Raw genomic sequence first — 17,017 nt, forward strand, 5'->3', positions numbered from 1 at the left:
ATGAAAGACCAATCCTGTGTAAAGATATTGACGGAATGGGATATAGTCGCAGCAAGACAATTGGGGCGCAATGTTGCAAAAGAACTTGGTTTTGGAACAGTTGACCAAGCAAGAATTACGACGGCCATTTCAGAATTAGCTCGAAACATCTATTTATACGCTGGTAAAGGTCAGATCTGTATAGAAGAAGTGATGGAGCGCGGAAAGCGTGGACTCAAAGTCATCGCAGCCGATGAGGGGCCTGGCATCATGGATATACGTAAAGTGATGGAAGACGGATTTTCTACATCAGGCGGCCTCGGAGCAGGCTTGCCGGGCGTCAGAAGATTGATGGATGAATTTAAATTAGATTCTGCACCAGAACAAGGAACGGAGATACAAGCTGTTAAGTGGCTTCGCTAGGAGGGAAACCATGGATTTTAAGGAGGTAATGGAGCAGCGGTACCATCAGCTGCTCAGTCGTTATATCAGTGATTTAACTGAAACATCGCTTTATCAAGCTCAAAAATTTAGCCGTAAAACCATTGAGCATCAAATACCTCCTGAAGAAATAGTGAGTGTTCACCGAAAAGTGATTCAGGAGCTTTACCCTGATTTGCCGAAAGATGTTTTTCATTCACTAGACTTCTTAATTGAAGTCATGATTGGGTACGGACTTGCCTATCAGGAACATTTAACACTTAGAGGCATCCAGCAAGAAATTAAATCCGAAATTGAAATTGCTGCCAATGTTCAGCAAACCCTTCTGGAGACGAAAATTCCAGAAGGAGATACGTTCGATATTGGGGCGATCAGTGTACCGGCAAAACAGATGAGTGGAGATTATTACCACTTTGTGACTGATCACGATACGATTAATATCGCGATCGCAGATGTCATTGGAAAGGGAATCCCGGCTGCGCTTTGTATGTCGATGATTAAATATGCGATGGATTCCTTGCCAGAGTCAGGGAGCGGCCCAACTAAAGTGCTAAAGACCCTTAATCGTGTTGTCGAGCAAAACGTAGACCCAAGTATGTTTATCACCATGCTTTATGGCAGCTATAATAAAGAAACACATGAATTTAAATATGCATCGGCTGGTCATGAGCCGGGCTTTTTCTATTGTAATAAAGAGAATCAATTTTACGATTTAGATGCAAAAGGGCTTGTGCTTGGAATTGCACCAGATTTTGATTATAAGCAGTATGAGAAGCATTTGGACGTAGGGGATATGGTGATTTTATTCTCTGATGGTGTCACAGAATCCAAATCGGAGGACGGCTTCTTAGAGCGCGAGGATATCAAAGCGCTGATATCAGAGAACCTATCCTATTCAGCTCAGGAAATGGTGGATGCCATCTATGACAGCTTACTCAAGCTGCAAGATTTTCAGCTGCATGATGATTTTACGTTACTTGTCCTCAAAAGGAAGGTTTAGAAAGTGCATAGACGGGTATATAAAATTCAAGGAAACAAGAATTTCGAGGTGAATGCATAATGAATATGTCTGTAAAAGAGCATCAAATAGATCAAAAAACGAAAATTAGTGTCAGTGGAGAAATCGATGTGTACTCTGCTCCTCAGCTAAGAGAAACACTCATGCCTAAAGCCGAGGCGGGAGAGCATCTAGAGATCTGTTTGAAGGATGTTACGTATATGGATAGTACAGGATTAGGTGTATTTGTTGGGTTGTTTAAAGCAGCTCAAAAAGCAGGTGGAACACTAAAGCTTGAGAACTTGTCAGATCGGCTTGTAAGGTTGTTTGAAATTACTGGATTAAAGGACATCATTGACATTTCTGCAAAGACAGAGGGTGGGGTACAATGAACGAATCAGTAGATCTAATCGAGATGAAAATACCGGCAAAACCAGAATATGTAGGCATCATTCGCCTGACTCTTTCAGGCGTAGCGAGCCGAATGGGCTATGTCTACGAAGAGATTGAAGACTTAAAAATTGCCGTCAGTGAGGCTTGTACAAATGCAGTTCAGCATGCCTATAAAGGAAAAGACGGTGAAGATGGAGAGGTAGCTGTTCGCTTTCTTGTCTACGAAGATCGTCTAGAAATCATTGTCGCTGACAAAGGCGGTAGCTTTGACTTTAAACAAAAGCAGGAAGACCTCGGACCGTATACAACTGCTCATACGGTGGATCAATTGGCAGAAGGAGGTCTTGGTTTATACTTAATGCAAACATTGATGGATGAAGTCGAGGTGCAAGCAAACTCCGGAGTTACCGTTGCGATGACAAAGTTTTTAAACAGGGAGCGAGTTGACCATGACACAACCATCCAAAACTATGAAACTAACTAAAGATGAAGTGGATCGCCTTATCCAAAGCTATCAATCCAATCAAGATGAGCAGGCGCAGCTCACGCTGGTCGAATGCTATTCAAACTTGGTCGATGTGCTGGCAAAAAAATATTCAAAAGGAAAAAGCTTTCATGAGGACCTCAGACAAGTTGGAATGATTGGTTTACTTGGCGCCATTAAGCGGTACGATCCGCTCGTCGGTAAATCATTTGAAGCCTTTGCTATTCCAACTATTATCGGGGAAATCAAACGCTTTTTACGGGATAAAACGTGGAGTGTCCATGTACCAAGGCGAATCAAAGAACTCGGACCAAGAATCAAGATGGCCGTTGATCATCTAACAACAGAGACGCAAAAGTCACCTAAAGTCCAAGAAATTGCAGAATACCTAGATGTGACAGAGGAAGAAGTACTGGAAACCATGGAGATGGGCAAAAGCTACCAAGCACTGTCTGTCGACCAAGGCGTAGAGGCGGATTCTGAAGGAAGTACAGTCACCATTTTAGACGTTGTCGGCTCACAGGAAGAGGGCTACGAACGTGTCAACCAAAAAATGATGCTTGAGAGTGTGCTTCATGTTCTGACAGATCGAGAAAAAGAGATTATCAATTTGACTTATTTGCAAAATAAGAGTCAAAAAGAAACAGGCGATTTACTCGGGATATCCCAAATGCATGTATCAAGACTGCAACGGAAGGCAGTTAAGAAGCTACGAGATGCATTATCAGAAGATGCGTCTATGGAGCTAGGGTAATGAAGCAGATTGAACAGCATGAGCATGTGAATGCCATTATCTATCAATCGAATAAAGAAGGGAAATCATGCTGCGGGGACAGTTTTTTTATTAAAGCAGATGATGAAGAACTAATTTGTGCTGTGGCAGACGGATTAGGCAGCGGTCAGTTCGCCAATGAATCATCTTCTTTAGTCAGCGAAATTGTCGAAGAATATGGACATGAGGATATGACGACACTCATTGACAGATGCAATCAGGCGATGAAAAATAAACGCGGAGCCACTGTAGCCATATTAAAGGTGAATTTTTCCCAGCAGCAATTTACCTATTGTTCGGTTGGTAATATTCGGTTCATCTTGAATGCCCCTTCTGGCGACTATATTTATCCACTTCCGACATCAGGATACTTATCAGGGAAACCTAGAAAATATAAAACATATACCTATTCCTACGAAAAAGGATCGACATTCATTATGTATTCAGACGGACTGAATGTGCCAAACATGAGAATGTGTTTAAAGCATAGCCATTCAGTTGCAGACATTGCCAAACAGCTTGAAACATACACACAAGACAAGAAGGACGATCTCACCTATGTACTTGGTCAGCTCACGTAAAATAGCTGACCTTTTTTCTGTTTTACCGGTTTTTTTGATACACTAAAAGAGAAGACACAGTGAGAGGATGCAAAGTATGAAGACATCTGACTTTTTATTGAAACAAATTGCAACAGAATTAAAGCTTTCAACAAAACAAATTGAAAGTGTCATCAAGCTCTTAGAGGATGGCAACACCGTCCCGTTTATTGCCCGTTACCGGAAAGAGCAGACAGGCTCACTGGATGAGGTGCAAATTCAAACCATTTCAGAGCGCTATACATATATCCAAAATGTCATGAACCGAAAAGAAGAAGTCATCCGGTTAATCGCAGAACAAGACAAACTAACGGATGAATTAAAACAAAAAATTGAACAGGCTCATAAACTGCAAGAGGTCGAAGATTTATACCGGCCATTCAAACAAAAACGTAAAACAAAAGCAAATGTAGCCAAAGCAAAAGGACTCGAGCCGCTGGCGGATTATATACTCACACTGCCAAGCGATGAGATCGAGAAGAAGGCCGCTTCTTTTATCAATGAAGAAAAGGAAGTAACAAGTGTAGAAGAGGCACTTGAAGGCGCACAGCACATCATTGCTGAACAGCTGGCAGATGATCCTGATATGCGGAAATGGATTCGCAGCGAAACGTACCAAAAGGGCAGCCTAATCACATCAGGAAAAGACATCGAAAGCGATGAGAAAAATGTCTATGAAATGTATTACGATTATCAAGAGCCCATCAAAAAGATAGTGCCTCATCGTATATTAGCGGTTAATCGTGGAGAGAAAGAAGGCATCTTAAAGGCAGCCATCGAGCCGCCTGCTGAAAATATTCGTTTCTATCTCGACAAACAAGTCATAAAAGGCAAACAGACGACGGCAAGACCGTTTATCGAAGCGGCAATTGACGATGCGTATAAACGTCTTATCCAGCCTTCCATCGAACGAGAAATACGCAAAGAGCTGACAGAAAAAGCAGAAGAACAAGCGATTCATATTTTTGCTGAAAACTTAAGAAAACTACTGCTTCAGCCGCCAATGAAAGGGAAGCGTGTACTTGGAGTCGACCCTGCATTTCGTACAGGCTGTAAGTTAGCAGTCGTAGATGATACAGGAAAAGTCCATCATATCGGCGTCATTTACCCGCACCCGCCTGTGCAGAAAAAATCGGAAGCGAAACAAAAAGTGAAAGAGATCATTCAATCATCAAACATTGAAGTCATTGCGATTGGAAACGGAACAGCCTCAAGAGAGACTGAACAGTTCATTGCAGACCTCATTAAAGAGCTGGATCAGCCGGTCTCCTATTTGATTGTGAATGAAGCAGGAGCAAGTGTATACTCTGCGTCTGCACTGGCGCGAGAAGAGTTTCCAGACTTGCAAGTCGAAGAACGAAGTGCTATATCCATTGCTCGAAGATTACAAGATCCTTTAGCAGAGCTTGTGAAAATTGATCCGAAGTCTGTCGGAGTAGGCCAATACCAGCATGACGTGAGCCAAAAGCAATTAAACAGCTCGTTAACCTTCGTAGTGGAGACGGTCGTCAACCAAGTCGGTGTGAACGTCAATACAGCCTCACAGGCGCTGCTGCAATATGTGTCAGGTCTTTCAAAAGCTGTCGCAGGGAATATCATCAAGCGCCGCGAAGAGATTGGAAGATTTACAAGCAGAAAAGAGCTAAAGGACATTCCAAGACTTGGTGCTAAGACTTATGAGCAGTGTATCGGTTTCCTGCGCATCGCAGATGGACAAGATCCACTTGATCGGACAGGCATTCACCCTGAGAGCTATAAAGAAACAAAACAGTTCTTACGCATGATCAAGATGACGCCAGATGATCTTGGCACAGAGCAGTTAAAGGAGAAAATCGCAGAGGTTCAGCTGGATGAAGCAGCAGAGCAGCTTGATATTGGGATCATTACACTTCAGGACATCATCGATCAGCTGACAAGACCTGAGCGTGATCCTCGCGATGAAGTACCAAAACCTCTTTTGAAAACAGATGTGTTGAAATTGGAGGACTTGAAGCAAGGAATGGAACTGCAAGGAACGGTAAGAAACGTCGTAGACTTCGGCGCATTCGTTGATATTGGTGTCAAGCAGGACGGGCTTGTCCATATTTCTAAGCTCAGCAACCGTTTTGTGAAGCATCCGCTTGACGTTGTATCAGTTGGTGACATTGTGACTGTATGGGTGGACTCCGTTGACCAGACAAAAGGCCGCGTTGCCCTCTCCATGCTGAAACCAGAGTAAAACAAAAAACGAGGCGCACCTCAGGATGGGGTGTGCCTTGATGCGACTGAATGTTTTTTTCTGTAGAAGTACCAGCATTGATTCAGCAACTTGATTTGGTAATGATTTTTTTCGAAAAAAGCCTTCTGCATCTGATTTTTCAGCCAGTTGGGCATCGCCCATTCCTCCTTTGATCGAAACAGTGGGTGTACCTTCAATGTATGCAAAGGGGAAATTGTCCCGTTCGAGGTTTTTATAGAAAGGAACGATCTTGATTGAAGGAGAGCGAGTTACAGCAGTTAACAGAACATATTTCTGAGCAGTTCTTTGGGAAGGCATTCCGCCATCAGGCTGTTTTTAATGACCGTCTCAAAACGACAGGCGGGCGGTATTTACTTGGAACACACAATATCGAGCTAAACCGCCGATACCTAGAGGAACATGGACGAGAAGAATTAATCGGAATCATTAAGCATGAGCTGTGTCATTATCATCTGCATCTTGAGGGAAAAGGCTATCAGCATCGTGACCGCTCCTTTAAAGAGTTATTAAAACAAGTAGGAGCCCCGCGTTTTTGTACACCGCTCAAGACCTTACAAAATAAACGGCGTGTACAGAAGCGGCAAGAATATGTCTGCACAGGATGCGGACAATATTTTATCAGGAAAAGGCGAGTTGATACCTCTCGTTATGTGTGCGGTGTCTGCAAAGGAAAATTAAAATGGCAGCGTACAATCGGTTCAGAGTGATAAGCATTCCTTTATGGGATGCTTTTTTTTGTGAGACGAAGTAGACATATTGAGACAAATAGAGACGCAAGTCTCATTTTGTCTCTTTTTTGATCGATGTGAATCGCTCAAAGCCTAAGCTTTTAAGCGCCGTGATGTTGGCACGTTTTTTGCTTGTATAGAAGTGCAAGCAAAAAAGATAGGAGGTTTTATCATGAAAATGGCACTCACAAAAGAAAAAGCCGTTTGGATGTATCAAAAAATGCAGGAAATCCGCCAATTTGAAGATCAAGTACACACGCTTTTTACAAAAGGGATCTTGCCAGGTTTTGTCCATCTTTATGCTGGTGAAGAAGCTGTTGCTGTAGGAGTCTGTGCTCATCTGAATGAACAAGACAGTATTACAAGTACCCACCGCGGCCACGGTCATTGTATCGCTAAGGGCTGTGATCTTAAAGGAATGATGGCAGAAATCTATGGAAAAGCCACAGGTCTTTGTAAAGGAAAAGGTGGATCTATGCACATTGCAGATTTTGATAAAGGAATGCTCGGTGCCAACGGAATTGTGGGAGGCGGCTTTCCACTTGCGTGCGGGGCAGCCCTTACAGCTAAATATAAAAAGACAGATAATGTAAGCGTTTGCTTTTTCGGGGATGGTGCTAACAATCAAGGGACTTTTCACGAAGGAATCAATCTCGCCGCCATCTGGAAACTGCCAGTCATTTTCATCGCAGAAAACAATGGTTACGGGGAAGCGACGCCATTTTCCTATGCTTCAAGCTGCAAATCGATTGTGGATCGAGCTGCCAGTTATGGTATTCCGGGTATTCAAGTAGATGGAAAAGATGTGACAGCCGTTTATCAAGCAGCAGAACAAGCGATAGAACGAGCAAAAAATGGAGAAGGTCCGACATTGATTGAATGCATGACATATCGGAATTATGGTCATTTTGAAGGAGACGCCCAGCGCTACAAAACCAATCAAGAAAAAACCGAACATCAAGAAGAAAAAGATGCCATTACTCTTTTTAAAAAAGAATTATTAAAGCAGCAGCTGCTAACAGATCATGAGATATCAAGTATTGAAACGGCTGTAGCAGAAGCGATAGATGAAGCCGTTAGATTTAGTGAAAAAAGTGAATATCCAGATCAATCCGAATTATTGACCGACGTATATGTTTCGTATCAATAAATCAGAAAGGGGAGAGGGAAATGACAAGAGAAATCAGCATGTCTAGTGCTTTGAATGAAGCGATTAAACTGGCAATGAGAAGAGACGGAGATGTCATTTTAATGGGAGAAGATGTTGCAGGAGGCGCTCATGTAGATCACTTACAGGATGATGAAGCATGGGGCGGTGTTCTTGGTGTAACGAAAGGGATCGTTCAAGAATTTGGACGTGAGCGTGTCCTTGACACACCGATTAGTGAAGCCGGTTATGTAGGTGCGGCCATGGCAGCTGCTTCAACAGGATTAAGACCAATTGCGGAGCTCATGTTTAATGATTTTATCGGTACTTGTTTGGACCAAGTGCTAAACCAAGGCGCAAAATTTCGATACATGTTTGGCGGAAAAGCAGAGGTGCCAATCACGATTAGAACGACACATGGGGCGGGTTTTAGAGCAGCTGCCCAGCATTCACAAAGTTTGTATGCGCTATTTACAAGCATCCCTGGTTTGAAAGTAGTTGTGCCTTCTTCACCATATGATGCCAAAGGACTGCTGCTGGCAGCGATTGAGGATCAGGACCCTGTCATCTTTTTTGAAGACAAGACGCTTTACAATATCACAGGAGATGTGCCGGAGAGGTATTACACATTGCCGCTTGGTAAGGCAGATGTGAAGAGGGAAGGTTCTGATGTAACCATCTTTGCTGTGGGCAAACAAGTGTATACAGCACTCGAAGCGGCAGAGCAATTGTCTGCACAAGGTATTGAAGCGGAAGTAATTGATCCAAGAAGCTTGTCGCCGCTCGATGAAGAGGCCATTCTGACTTCAGTAGAAAAAACTAATCGACTTGTCATTGTCGATGAAGCAAATCCAAGGTGCGGAATTGCCGCAGATATCTCTTCTTTGATTGCAGATAAAGGATTTGATTTACTTGACGCGCCAATCAAAAAAGTGACGGCTCCTCATACACCTGTACCATTTTCACCACCTCTTGAAGATATATATCTGCCAACACCTGATAAAGTTGTGAACACCGTATTAGAGATGATTGGCAAGAGTCATGACAAGATCTTGAACTAGAGAAAGGAGAGAGGGAGATGGCTGTCGAAGTTGTGATGCCAAAATTGGGCATGTCGATGAAAGAAGGAACGGTGTCTGTCTGGAATAAAGAGGTCGGTGAGACCGTAAACAAAGGGGAAAGCATTGCAAGCATCAACTCCGAAAAAATTGAAATGGAGATCGAATCACCTGCTGAAGGAACCATTTTGGATATAAAAGTGCCTGAGGGAGAAGGTGTACCGCCCGGCACGGTCATCTGCTATATCGGTGAAGGAAATGAACAAGTGGAGGAAAAGAAAGATAGAGACATCCAGTCAAAACCAAAGAAAGAGAGAAAGAAAATCTCCCCTGTTGCCCGTAAAATGGCGAATAGCGCAAACCTAGACATTGATACGCTGGTGGGGACAGGACCAGGTGGAAGAATTACGAAAGAGGATGTGCTTCGTGCACTTCCTGAACGAAAAGAGAAGAAACAAAACGAGACAGTGCAACAGCCTATTAACATGATGCGGAAAACAATTGCCTCAAGAATGATGGAAAGCCTGCAAACAAGTGCACAATTAACCATTACGATGAAAGCGGACGTGACAAAACTGAAAAACCTACAACAACAGCTGAATGAAACAGCCATAGCACGTTACGAGACAAAGTTGACCATCACCGATTTTGTAGCCAAAGCAGCGATCCTTTCGTTGTTAGAACATCCTGCGATGAACAGTCAATATCATAACGGAGTTGTCGAAACTTTTGAGAATGTTCATCTTGGGATTGCTGCTGCGTTAGATAACGGATTGGCAGTACCGGTCATTCGGCATGCGGAGCGGTTAACGCTGATAGAGCTGGCGAAAAGCATTAAATTGTATGGCAAAAAAGCACGTGAAGGAAAACTTCTTCATGACGAAATCAAAGGTTCTACCTTTACCATCACCAATCTTGGAGCGTATGGTGTAGAGCATTTTACGCCAATTTTGAATCCGCCGGAAGCGGGGATCCTTGGCGTCGGAGCAATGTATGACACCCCTGTTTATCGAGAGGATGAATTGTACAAAGGGACCATCCTGCCACTCAGTCTTACGTTCGATCACCGTGTGCTGGACGGGGCGCCTGCATCTGCATTTTTATCAACGGTTAAAGCACACTTAGAAGAACCAATATCCATTCTTTTATAGGAAGAAGGTGAATGTACCATGACACTGGTCATTATAGGGGGCGGACCAGCAGGTTATGTGGCGGCCATAACTGCCGCCCGTTTTGGCAGAGAGGTTGTGTTAATTGATCAAGGTCAGCTGGGAGGAACCTGCCTCAATGAAGGCTGTATTCCGACCAAAGCACTTTTGCAAAGCGCCGATATGTATGAGCATGTGAAATTAGCTGGACATTTTGGCATTGAGCTTCCAGAACATGAGCCTATCATCCAATGGAAGGTCGTTCAAAAACGAAAACAGTATGTCGTCAAGCAGCTCACTGATGGTGTTCGCTACTTGATGAATAAAAACAAAGTCACCGTGGTAAATGGGAAGGCTTCATTTCTATCAGCACATGAGCTATTGATAGAAAGTGAAGGAAAGTCTGAAATCATTCAAGCAAAACAAATCATTATTGCAACAGGTGCTGCGCCTGCTGCTTTACCGTTTGCACCTTTTGATGGCGAATGGATCATTCACAGTAAGGATGCCATGTCACTTTCTTCGATCCCAGACTCACTTTGTATCATTGGGGGCGGGGTGATCGGCTGTGAGTTTGCGAGCATCTTTAGCAGAATGGGATCAAAGGTTGTCATGATTGAACGGGCTCTGCACATTTTACCCGAAGAAGATCGGGAAATCGCACAATGTCTTCACGAACAGCTCGAAGAAACGGGTGTAAACATTTTGACGTCCGCCGCAGTCAAACAGCTTGATTCCTCTTCAAGAAAAGTAGTGGTGGAGAATAATCAAGGAGAACGTTGTGAAATCCAGTCGGATCTTTGCTTAGTGGCGATTGGCAGAACTCCACAGCTAGGAGAGTTGAATCTTGATCAGATTGGTATTGAATTTGATAGGAACGGAATCTACGTCAATGAACATATGCAAACCAATCTCCCGCATATCTATGCGTGCGGTGATGTGACAGGTGGGGTCCAGCTTGCTCATACTGCTTTTCATGAAGGAGCGGTTGCAGCATCCCATGCATCAGGTGAACATGTAAAGGTCAATGAGCAAGTCATTCCGAGGTGCATCTACACCTCTCCAGAAATCGCGAGTGTTGGTTTAAATGAAGAGAGTGCTAGAAAACAATATGAGGAGATTCGGATCGGGACATGTGCATTTTCTGCAAATGGAAAAGCATTAATCTTAAATCAACCAGCCGGTCACGTAAAGGTCATTGTAGAACCGCAATATCAAGAAATATTAGGCGTTTCAATCATTGGACCGAATGCAACAGAACTGATTGGACAAGCGGCGGTGATGATGCATGCAGAGTTGACCGCTGATACATTAGAGCAGTTTATTGCGGCACATCCGACACTTTCAGAGGCAATACACGAAGCCGTGCTGCAAACCATTGGACGAGCGGTGCACTGCTAAAAAGACTCCTTTTCAATCCAATTGACTTCTTGGGTTAGCCAACGATTATTGAAAGCGCTTTTATATTTATCTATAATGAATAAAAAGCCCCCAGAGGAGAGGATGGAATGAATCCGACGCCTTGTTATTTAAATACGTGGAAACGTTTTGTTCGTGAAGGTTTGCTTGATCAGTCTCGTCTGAATAAGAGAGTGGCAGAATCATGGCATAGGTGTAAACAGGCAAATGTGAATCCGTATTTAGATAAAGGACAGTCGTTGTTAGAAAAGGAACGATTCAGTGCCCAAAAAAAGAAATATTCATTATTCCTAAATGCGGCTCTTCCTTACTTAAATAAAATCAATCAGCAATTAAAAGATTCTGATATGCTGGCCTTACTCATCGATGCAGATGGTTATGTGCTAAGTCTGACAGGAAGCGAAAGAACGATGGTGGAAGCAAGAAGAATTAATTTTATGGAGGGTTCACGCTGGACTGAAACAGATGTAGGGACAAATGCGATCGGAACGGCACTCGTCATCGGTGAAGCGGTGACGATCAACGGAACAGAGCATTTTTCTATCGCCTCTCATCATTGGAGTTGTTCTGCTGCTCCAATTCGCGATGCGGACGGTACAATCATAGGGGTGATTGACATCTCCTGTATGACGGATAACAAGCACCCTTTTATGCTTGGAATGGCTTCAACGGTTGCTTATGCCATAGAGAGAGAAATTCAAGTCCAGCAAAGAAGGAGAGAGATGGAGCTGATCACTCATTGTCTCCAGCAGGTGGAAGCAGACGAACCGTATGTGGTCTGTAATGAAAAAAAGCAAATTGTGTCTGCCAGCAGGTCGATTAGAGATCGATTTTCAGACTGGTATGGAATGGATGTCGATCGGCTTAAGGATCATTCATTTGTTATTCGGGGAAAGCAGATCATTCAATCTGAGCAAGACGGGAAGGTGCTAGGCATATCCCTTTCTCTTGAAGAAGCAGCGAAAAGCAGCATGACCGTTTCTTTTGCTCAATTTCCCGGGGAATCAGGAACAAGTAAGGTGTTTCAACAGACGCTTAGTGAGATGAAGAGAGCGGCACAAACAGATGCTCATGTGTATATTTGGGGAGAAACAGGGACAGGGAAGGAACTCGCCGCTAGAGCCATTCACTCCGCCAGTGAAAGGCATAAAGGGCCGTTCATTGCTGTTAATTGCGGAGCCATTCCTGAAAGCCTGTTAGAAAGTGAGCTGTTTGGCTATGCTGAAGGGTCCTTTACAGGGGCAAAACGTCACGGAGCTAAAGGGAAATTTGAACAAGCCCATAAAGGAACACTCTTTCTAGATGAAATAGGCGAAATCCCATATGCGATGCAAGTAGCGCTTCTTAGGGTGATAGAAGAAAGGGCAGTCGTACCGCTCGGCGGGACACACGAAATTCCTTTGGATATTCGAATCATTACAGCGACTCACCGTAATATGAACGAACTGCTGAAGGAAGGAAAAATACGAGAAGACTTGTATTATCGTCTTCATGTCTATCCGATCAACATCCCGCCGCTTAGAGAAAGAAAAGAAGACATTCATGATTTATATCGTTATTACCAAAAGAAGCATCACTGGAATGCAGTGTTTCCTGAATCATTTTTTCAGAAATTGCAGGCGTATCATTGGCCAGGAAACATACGAGAGCTTTTTAACCTGTTTGAACATCTAAGGGTCCTCTTTCCGAAAGGCGGATGGATTGGTGAATCGCAATATGCTCAAGTATTAGAGACGATTGATCAGAAAAAACAGAAGCTGCATCCAGCAGAGCAACCCGAGACTTCAAAAGAACTCACATTCAGGGAACGCATTCAAAAGCAAACAGTGATAGACGCACTGCATAAAACGAAAGGTCATGTGTCAGAAGCAGCGAGGTTAGCAGGAGTGCCAAGAAGTACTTTTTATAAGTGGATGCGAAAGTTTCATCTGTCTTAATCTCATGAGGATGGCTGCATCAAGGCCCTTGGTCTACGTGAAGGTCGGGGGCTTTCTGCCAAGTTAAACAAATGGCATGGAAAAAGGCTTGACTGTTATATTAGTATATGTTAAATTATAAAAGCCGTCGCAAATGAAGCAGGAATGAAACGCTTAAAAATTCTTGACACATTTTTCTGGCATATATATAATGAAACATGTCTTATTATTCCGCAGTAGCTCAGTGGTAGAGCTATCGGCTGTTAACCGATCGGTCGTAGGTTCGAGTCCTACCTGCGGAGCCATAATGGAGAAGTACTCAAGTGGCTGAAGAGGCGCCCCTGCTAAGGGTGTAGGTCGCGCAAGCGGCGCGAGGGTTCAAATCCCTCCTTCTCCGCCATTATTTTATGGCCCGTTGGTCAAGCGGTTAAGACACCGCCCTTTCACGGCGGTAACACGGGTTCGAATCCCGTACGGGTCATGTTTTGTTTTTTTCATTCGTTGGGCTATAGCCAAGCGGTAAGGCAACGGACTTTGACTCCGTCATGCGTTGGTTCGAATCCAGCTAGCCCAGCCATTTTTTATATGTTTTTCTGCATAGCAGATGAGCCATTAGCTCAGTTGGTAGAGCATCTGACTTTTAATCAGAGGGTCGAAGGTTCGAGTCCTTCATGGCTCACCATTGTCACGCGGGTGTGGCGGAATTGGCAGACGCGCTAGACTTAGGATCTAGTGTCTTTATGACGTGGGGGTTCAAGTCCCTTCACCCGCATTGTTTTTTCAAACAGTGCACTTATGAATATATGAGCACATCATACACGCGGTCGTGGCGGAATGGCAGACGCGCTAGGTTGAGGGCCTAGTGGGTGAATAACCCGTGGAGGTTCAAGTCCTCTCGGCCGCATCTAAGAAACCAAAGGTTATAGACCTTTGGTTTTTTTGTTTTATTCTCAATGTTCTTATTTTGGAGAGAAAAATTTGTATAATATTATATTTCTCGATAGTGATATTGAAGACTTTGCATTAGAAGCAGCTGAATACTTTAGAAGAGCTGGAAGATTTGAAATGGCTACCAAGCATGCACTATTTGCAACAGAAAAATTAAATAATTTCATGTCAATTGATGGTTTATTTTTTATCAAGTAAATTTATGATACGTTTTCCTCGTCCACCTCCAGTTTCTAAGGAATGATGGGCTTTGGCAACATCAGATAAACGATAAATGCTATCAACAACTGGTCTGACCTTGTTGGAATCTACATAAGATGCTAATTCTTTTAAAATTTCATTTTTGGGGTTTGCGCTGAATGTGCGAACTCTACGAGAACCGAAAAAAGTTGAAGCTAATATATATATGAAGGACGAAAAACTAGGAAATCCGATAGTAACCATTCTACCGTTCTTTGCAAGCAAGCGCCTATAATGTTTAAGGTCAGTTCCCACTGTGTCCATGACTACATCAAACTTTTTAAGATCAGAAGGAGATGTTTTTTTATAATCAAATACTTCGTCTGTACCTAGCTCTTGAAGAAAAGTAAGATGTTTTTCGTTTGCAAGAGCAGTTACATGAGCACCTAACATTTTTCCAATTTGAATCGCAATGCTTCCGACTCCACCACTTGCACCACGTACGAGTAACTTTTCGCCTTTTCTAAGGTTAGCTTTATATTTTAAGGCAATAATTGCAGTAGCACCTACGCCAGGTAATGCCGCGGCTTGTATGAGATCAATCTTTATAGGAGTTTTAGATATTTTCTCAGGTGATATAGCTACATATTCAGCAGCACTACCAATTTGGTTCCTTAAATTAATAGGGAGAACCCCCCACACATTATCACCTAATTGATAACTTTTTACGCTCGACCCTACTTCAACAACCTCTCCAGAAAAATCTGCTCCTGTCCCTTTAGGGAATTGATTACCCGTTAATAGTTTTAACTTACCTGATCGAAACAGTGTATCCATAGAGTTTACACTCGACCCATGTACACGAATGAGTACTTCTCCAGATTCTATAACTGGTCTTGATATAAAATCTTCAAAAAGAACATTCGGTGATCCATAATTAGTGTATTGTGCAGCACGCATCTTTTCATTTTTCATTTACTCACTCCATCTCCTTGAAAAAGTATTAACTTGAAGGGTTTTATAATCAATTTGGCTCTCTAATACATGGATGACACGGTTTACATATTTGATTATAATAAATGGAATTGATTTAACAAGTACGCAATATAAACTGCTTAAGGAAGGAAAAACTGACTAAGGGGTGGATAAAATATGACTGAAAGTGAGCTGAATAAAGCGATAGCTCCAGCGAGTTATGCATTAAATATATTAGCGGGAAAATGGAATTTAAAAATCTTAGCTGTACTATGTAGTTACAAGGAGATTCGATATAATGAGTTAAAGCGTAAAGTGTATGGAATTACAGGAACAATGCTCAATCAATCATTAAAGGACCTGATTGAAAACGGAATTGTTCAACGAGTTCAGTATAATGAAGTTCCATCAAGAGTAGAATATTCATTGACTGGGGCAGGACTAGAGCTGATCCCTATATTTGAACAACTTCTTCTATGGGGCGAAAACCAATTAGAAAAATCAAAGTCATAATAAAATCCATCTACGTGAGAAGTTCGTTGGGGAATCATAGCATAGCTTCCTAACAAAGATTTTATTCACTTTAAGCTATGATGAAGAAAAACAACAAAAAATCTTGAGATTACTAGGGAAGCGCTAGAAAAGGGGATGCAAATACATGTCAATTTATCATAAAGTCATTGGAGAAGGATGTCCGATCGTTATATTGCATGGTTGGACACTTGACCATCAAGTGATGTTACATGCATTGGAACCGGTATTTGAAAAACAAAGCGGTTGGAAAAGAATATACATAGACTTACCGGGGATGGGACGTTCCGAACCGCATCCGTCTATTCAGAATTCTGATGATATGTTAGAAGCGGTATTGCGTCTTTTGGACGAGATTATTCCTGATGAACAGTTTATTGTTTGTGGTTATTCGTATGGAGGGTACATAGCTAGAGGTATTGTTCATTCACGCCGGGAAACCGTTCGTGGATTACTGCTTGTGGCCCCAATGACTATACCTGTATTCGATAAAAGAGTCTTGCCAGAGAAGGCCGTTCTAAAAAGTGACAGCAGCTTGATATCACAACTTTCTCCAGAGGAGACGGATGAATTTTGCTCCATGGCAGTTGTGCAAGGAAAAACGGAATGGGAAAGATTTCGAGATGAAATTTACCTTCCTTCTAAACAAACAAATCATGAATTCATCAATAACATTCTTCAAAATGGGTATGGCTATACCTTCGACATTTCAGCTGAATTTCAGTATCCCACACTCATTATCACAGGGCGTCAAGACGATGTAGTCGGATATCAAGATGCGTGGCGGCTGATTGAAGACTATCCAAGGGCAACTTTTGCAGTGCTTGATATGGCTGGCCACAACCTGCAAATTGAACAACCTGATGTATTTAACTCATTAGTCCATAACTGGTTAAACAGACTTGAGTCGGAAAATATGTAGTTGTACACCTTTGTATAAATAGAAGTTTTCTTGATTCGGGTTCGTGGCTGTATTAATGATTTTTATAGTTTCTAAAAAAAGTCCACTCATCTTATGTGAGTGGGCTCTTTGTTTGAGTTATCTTATAATAAATGTCGTTCT

At 42.6% G+C, this 17,017-nt stretch carries 18 protein-coding genes and 7 tRNA genes; 23 read left to right on the forward strand and 2 right to left on the reverse strand.

Translation table 11 applies throughout. From position 1 onward, the window contains the following. The 7 genes from MHH68_RS02595 to MHH68_RS02625 all read left to right on the forward strand — a co-directional run bounded on the left by MHH68_RS02595 (position 1) and on the right by MHH68_RS02625 (position 5,883). On the forward strand, positions 1–402 hold the full coding sequence (locus tag MHH68_RS02595; protein WP_003214085.1) for an anti-sigma regulatory factor: 402 nt from the start codon (positions 1–3) through the stop codon (positions 400–402). Positions 403–412: 10 nt separating this feature from the next. Then, positions 413–1,420: a PP2C family protein-serine/threonine phosphatase gene (locus tag MHH68_RS02600; RefSeq protein WP_061406830.1), complete on the forward strand. Its 1,008-nt coding sequence runs from the start codon at positions 413–415 to the stop codon at positions 1,418–1,420. Between the two features lie 59 nt (positions 1,421–1,479). Then, positions 1,480–1,809, forward strand: a complete 330-nt coding sequence (locus MHH68_RS02605) for an anti-sigma factor antagonist (protein ID WP_061406832.1) — start codon at positions 1,480–1,482, stop codon at positions 1,807–1,809. Next, complete coding sequence (gene rsbW, locus MHH68_RS02610) at positions 1,806–2,294, forward strand: anti-sigma B factor RsbW (RefSeq protein WP_061406834.1); 489 nt, start codon at positions 1,806–1,808, stop codon at positions 2,292–2,294. Before MHH68_RS02605 ends, rsbW begins: the two co-directional genes overlap by 4 nt. After that, positions 2,260–3,048, forward strand: a complete 789-nt coding sequence (gene sigB / locus MHH68_RS02615) for an RNA polymerase sigma factor SigB (protein WP_339164996.1) — start codon at positions 2,260–2,262, stop codon at positions 3,046–3,048. The genes rsbW and sigB overlap by 35 nt, the downstream gene beginning before the upstream one ends. After that, complete coding sequence (locus MHH68_RS02620) at positions 3,048–3,647, forward strand: PP2C family serine/threonine-protein phosphatase (RefSeq protein WP_003214034.1); 600 nt, start codon at positions 3,048–3,050, stop codon at positions 3,645–3,647. Before sigB ends, MHH68_RS02620 begins: the two co-directional genes overlap by 1 nt. A gap of 76 nt (positions 3,648–3,723) precedes the next feature. After that, on the forward strand, positions 3,724–5,883 hold the full coding sequence (locus tag MHH68_RS02625) for a Tex family protein (RefSeq protein ID WP_339164998.1): 2,160 nt from the start codon (positions 3,724–3,726) through the stop codon (positions 5,881–5,883). Positions 5,884–5,903: 20 nt separating this feature from the next. Here MHH68_RS02625 and cmpA read toward each other — a convergent pair whose 3' ends face one another. Beyond that, positions 5,904–6,038 (reverse strand): cortex morphogenetic protein CmpA, encoded by a 135-nt coding sequence (cmpA, locus tag MHH68_RS02630; RefSeq protein ID WP_012009003.1) that lies wholly within the window; start codon positions 6,036–6,038, stop codon positions 5,904–5,906. A 99-nt stretch (positions 6,039–6,137) separates the two neighbouring features. On the opposite strand from cmpA, the gene MHH68_RS02635 reads away from it, so the two are divergent. The 14 genes from MHH68_RS02635 (at position 6,138) to MHH68_RS02700 (ending at position 14,466) form a co-directional block, all read left to right on the forward strand. After that, positions 6,138–6,611, forward strand: a complete 474-nt coding sequence (locus MHH68_RS02635) for a SprT family protein (RefSeq protein ID WP_180309521.1) — start codon at positions 6,138–6,140, stop codon at positions 6,609–6,611. 193 nt (positions 6,612–6,804) lie between these two features. Then, complete coding sequence (locus MHH68_RS02640) at positions 6,805–7,782, forward strand: thiamine pyrophosphate-dependent dehydrogenase E1 component subunit alpha (RefSeq protein WP_339165001.1); 978 nt, start codon at positions 6,805–6,807, stop codon at positions 7,780–7,782. 20 nt (positions 7,783–7,802) lie between these two features. Then, the gene (locus MHH68_RS02645) at positions 7,803–8,840 is read left to right on the forward strand and encodes an alpha-ketoacid dehydrogenase subunit beta (RefSeq protein ID WP_339165003.1); all 1,038 of its coding nucleotides are present in this window, start codon (positions 7,803–7,805) and stop codon (positions 8,838–8,840) included. 17 nt (positions 8,841–8,857) lie between these two features. Further along, the gene (locus tag MHH68_RS02650) at positions 8,858–9,988 is read left to right on the forward strand and encodes a dihydrolipoamide acetyltransferase family protein (RefSeq protein WP_339165005.1); all 1,131 of its coding nucleotides are present in this window, start codon (positions 8,858–8,860) and stop codon (positions 9,986–9,988) included. An 18-nt stretch (positions 9,989–10,006) separates the two neighbouring features. Continuing rightward, entirely contained in the window at positions 10,007–11,386 is a 1,380-nt protein-coding gene (gene lpdA / locus MHH68_RS02655) for a dihydrolipoyl dehydrogenase (protein ID WP_339165007.1), read from the forward strand. Positions 11,387–11,493: 107 nt separating this feature from the next. After that, positions 11,494–13,341, forward strand: a complete 1,848-nt coding sequence (locus MHH68_RS02660; protein WP_339165009.1) for a sigma-54-dependent Fis family transcriptional regulator — start codon at positions 11,494–11,496, stop codon at positions 13,339–13,341. Positions 13,342–13,550: 209 nt separating this feature from the next. Beyond that, positions 13,551–13,625, forward strand: a tRNA-Asn gene (locus MHH68_RS02665). A 4-nt stretch (positions 13,626–13,629) separates the two neighbouring features. Beyond that, a tRNA-Ser gene (locus tag MHH68_RS02670) sits at positions 13,630–13,720 on the forward strand. 9 nt (positions 13,721–13,729) lie between these two features. Further along, positions 13,730–13,801: transfer RNA gene (locus MHH68_RS02675), tRNA-Glu, on the forward strand. A 21-nt stretch (positions 13,802–13,822) separates the two neighbouring features. After that, a tRNA-Gln gene (locus tag MHH68_RS02680) sits at positions 13,823–13,897 on the forward strand. 29 nt (positions 13,898–13,926) lie between these two features. Continuing rightward, positions 13,927–14,002 (forward strand) — tRNA-Lys (locus MHH68_RS02685). 7 nt (positions 14,003–14,009) lie between these two features. Next, a tRNA-Leu gene (locus tag MHH68_RS02690) sits at positions 14,010–14,092 on the forward strand. A 48-nt stretch (positions 14,093–14,140) separates the two neighbouring features. Further along, positions 14,141–14,224: transfer RNA gene (locus MHH68_RS02695), tRNA-Leu, on the forward strand. A 74-nt stretch (positions 14,225–14,298) separates the two neighbouring features. Then, positions 14,299–14,466: a hypothetical protein gene (locus tag MHH68_RS02700; protein ID WP_167550606.1), complete on the forward strand. Its 168-nt coding sequence runs from the start codon at positions 14,299–14,301 to the stop codon at positions 14,464–14,466. Here MHH68_RS02700 and MHH68_RS02705 read toward each other — a convergent pair. Continuing rightward, positions 14,449–15,423, reverse strand: a complete 975-nt coding sequence (locus MHH68_RS02705) for an NAD(P)-dependent alcohol dehydrogenase (RefSeq protein WP_339165011.1) — start codon at positions 15,421–15,423, stop codon at positions 14,449–14,451. The genes MHH68_RS02700 and MHH68_RS02705 overlap by 18 nt on opposite strands. A 177-nt stretch (positions 15,424–15,600) precedes the next feature. Here MHH68_RS02705 and MHH68_RS02710 point away from each other — a divergent pair, with 177 nt between their 5' ends. Next, entirely contained in the window at positions 15,601–15,936 is a 336-nt protein-coding gene (locus tag MHH68_RS02710) for a helix-turn-helix domain-containing protein (RefSeq protein ID WP_034666063.1), read from the forward strand. A 145-nt stretch (positions 15,937–16,081) separates the two neighbouring features. Further along, a complete protein-coding gene (locus MHH68_RS02715; protein WP_144463337.1) occupies positions 16,082–16,876 on the forward strand; it encodes an alpha/beta hydrolase in 795 nt (264 codons plus the stop codon). Positions 16,877–17,017 lie beyond the last annotated feature (141 nt).

The sequence above is a fragment of the Bacillus sp. FSL K6-2841 genome, assembly GCF_037976435.1.
Lineage (GTDB): Bacteria > Bacillota > Bacilli > Bacillales > Bacillaceae > Bacillus > Bacillus pumilus.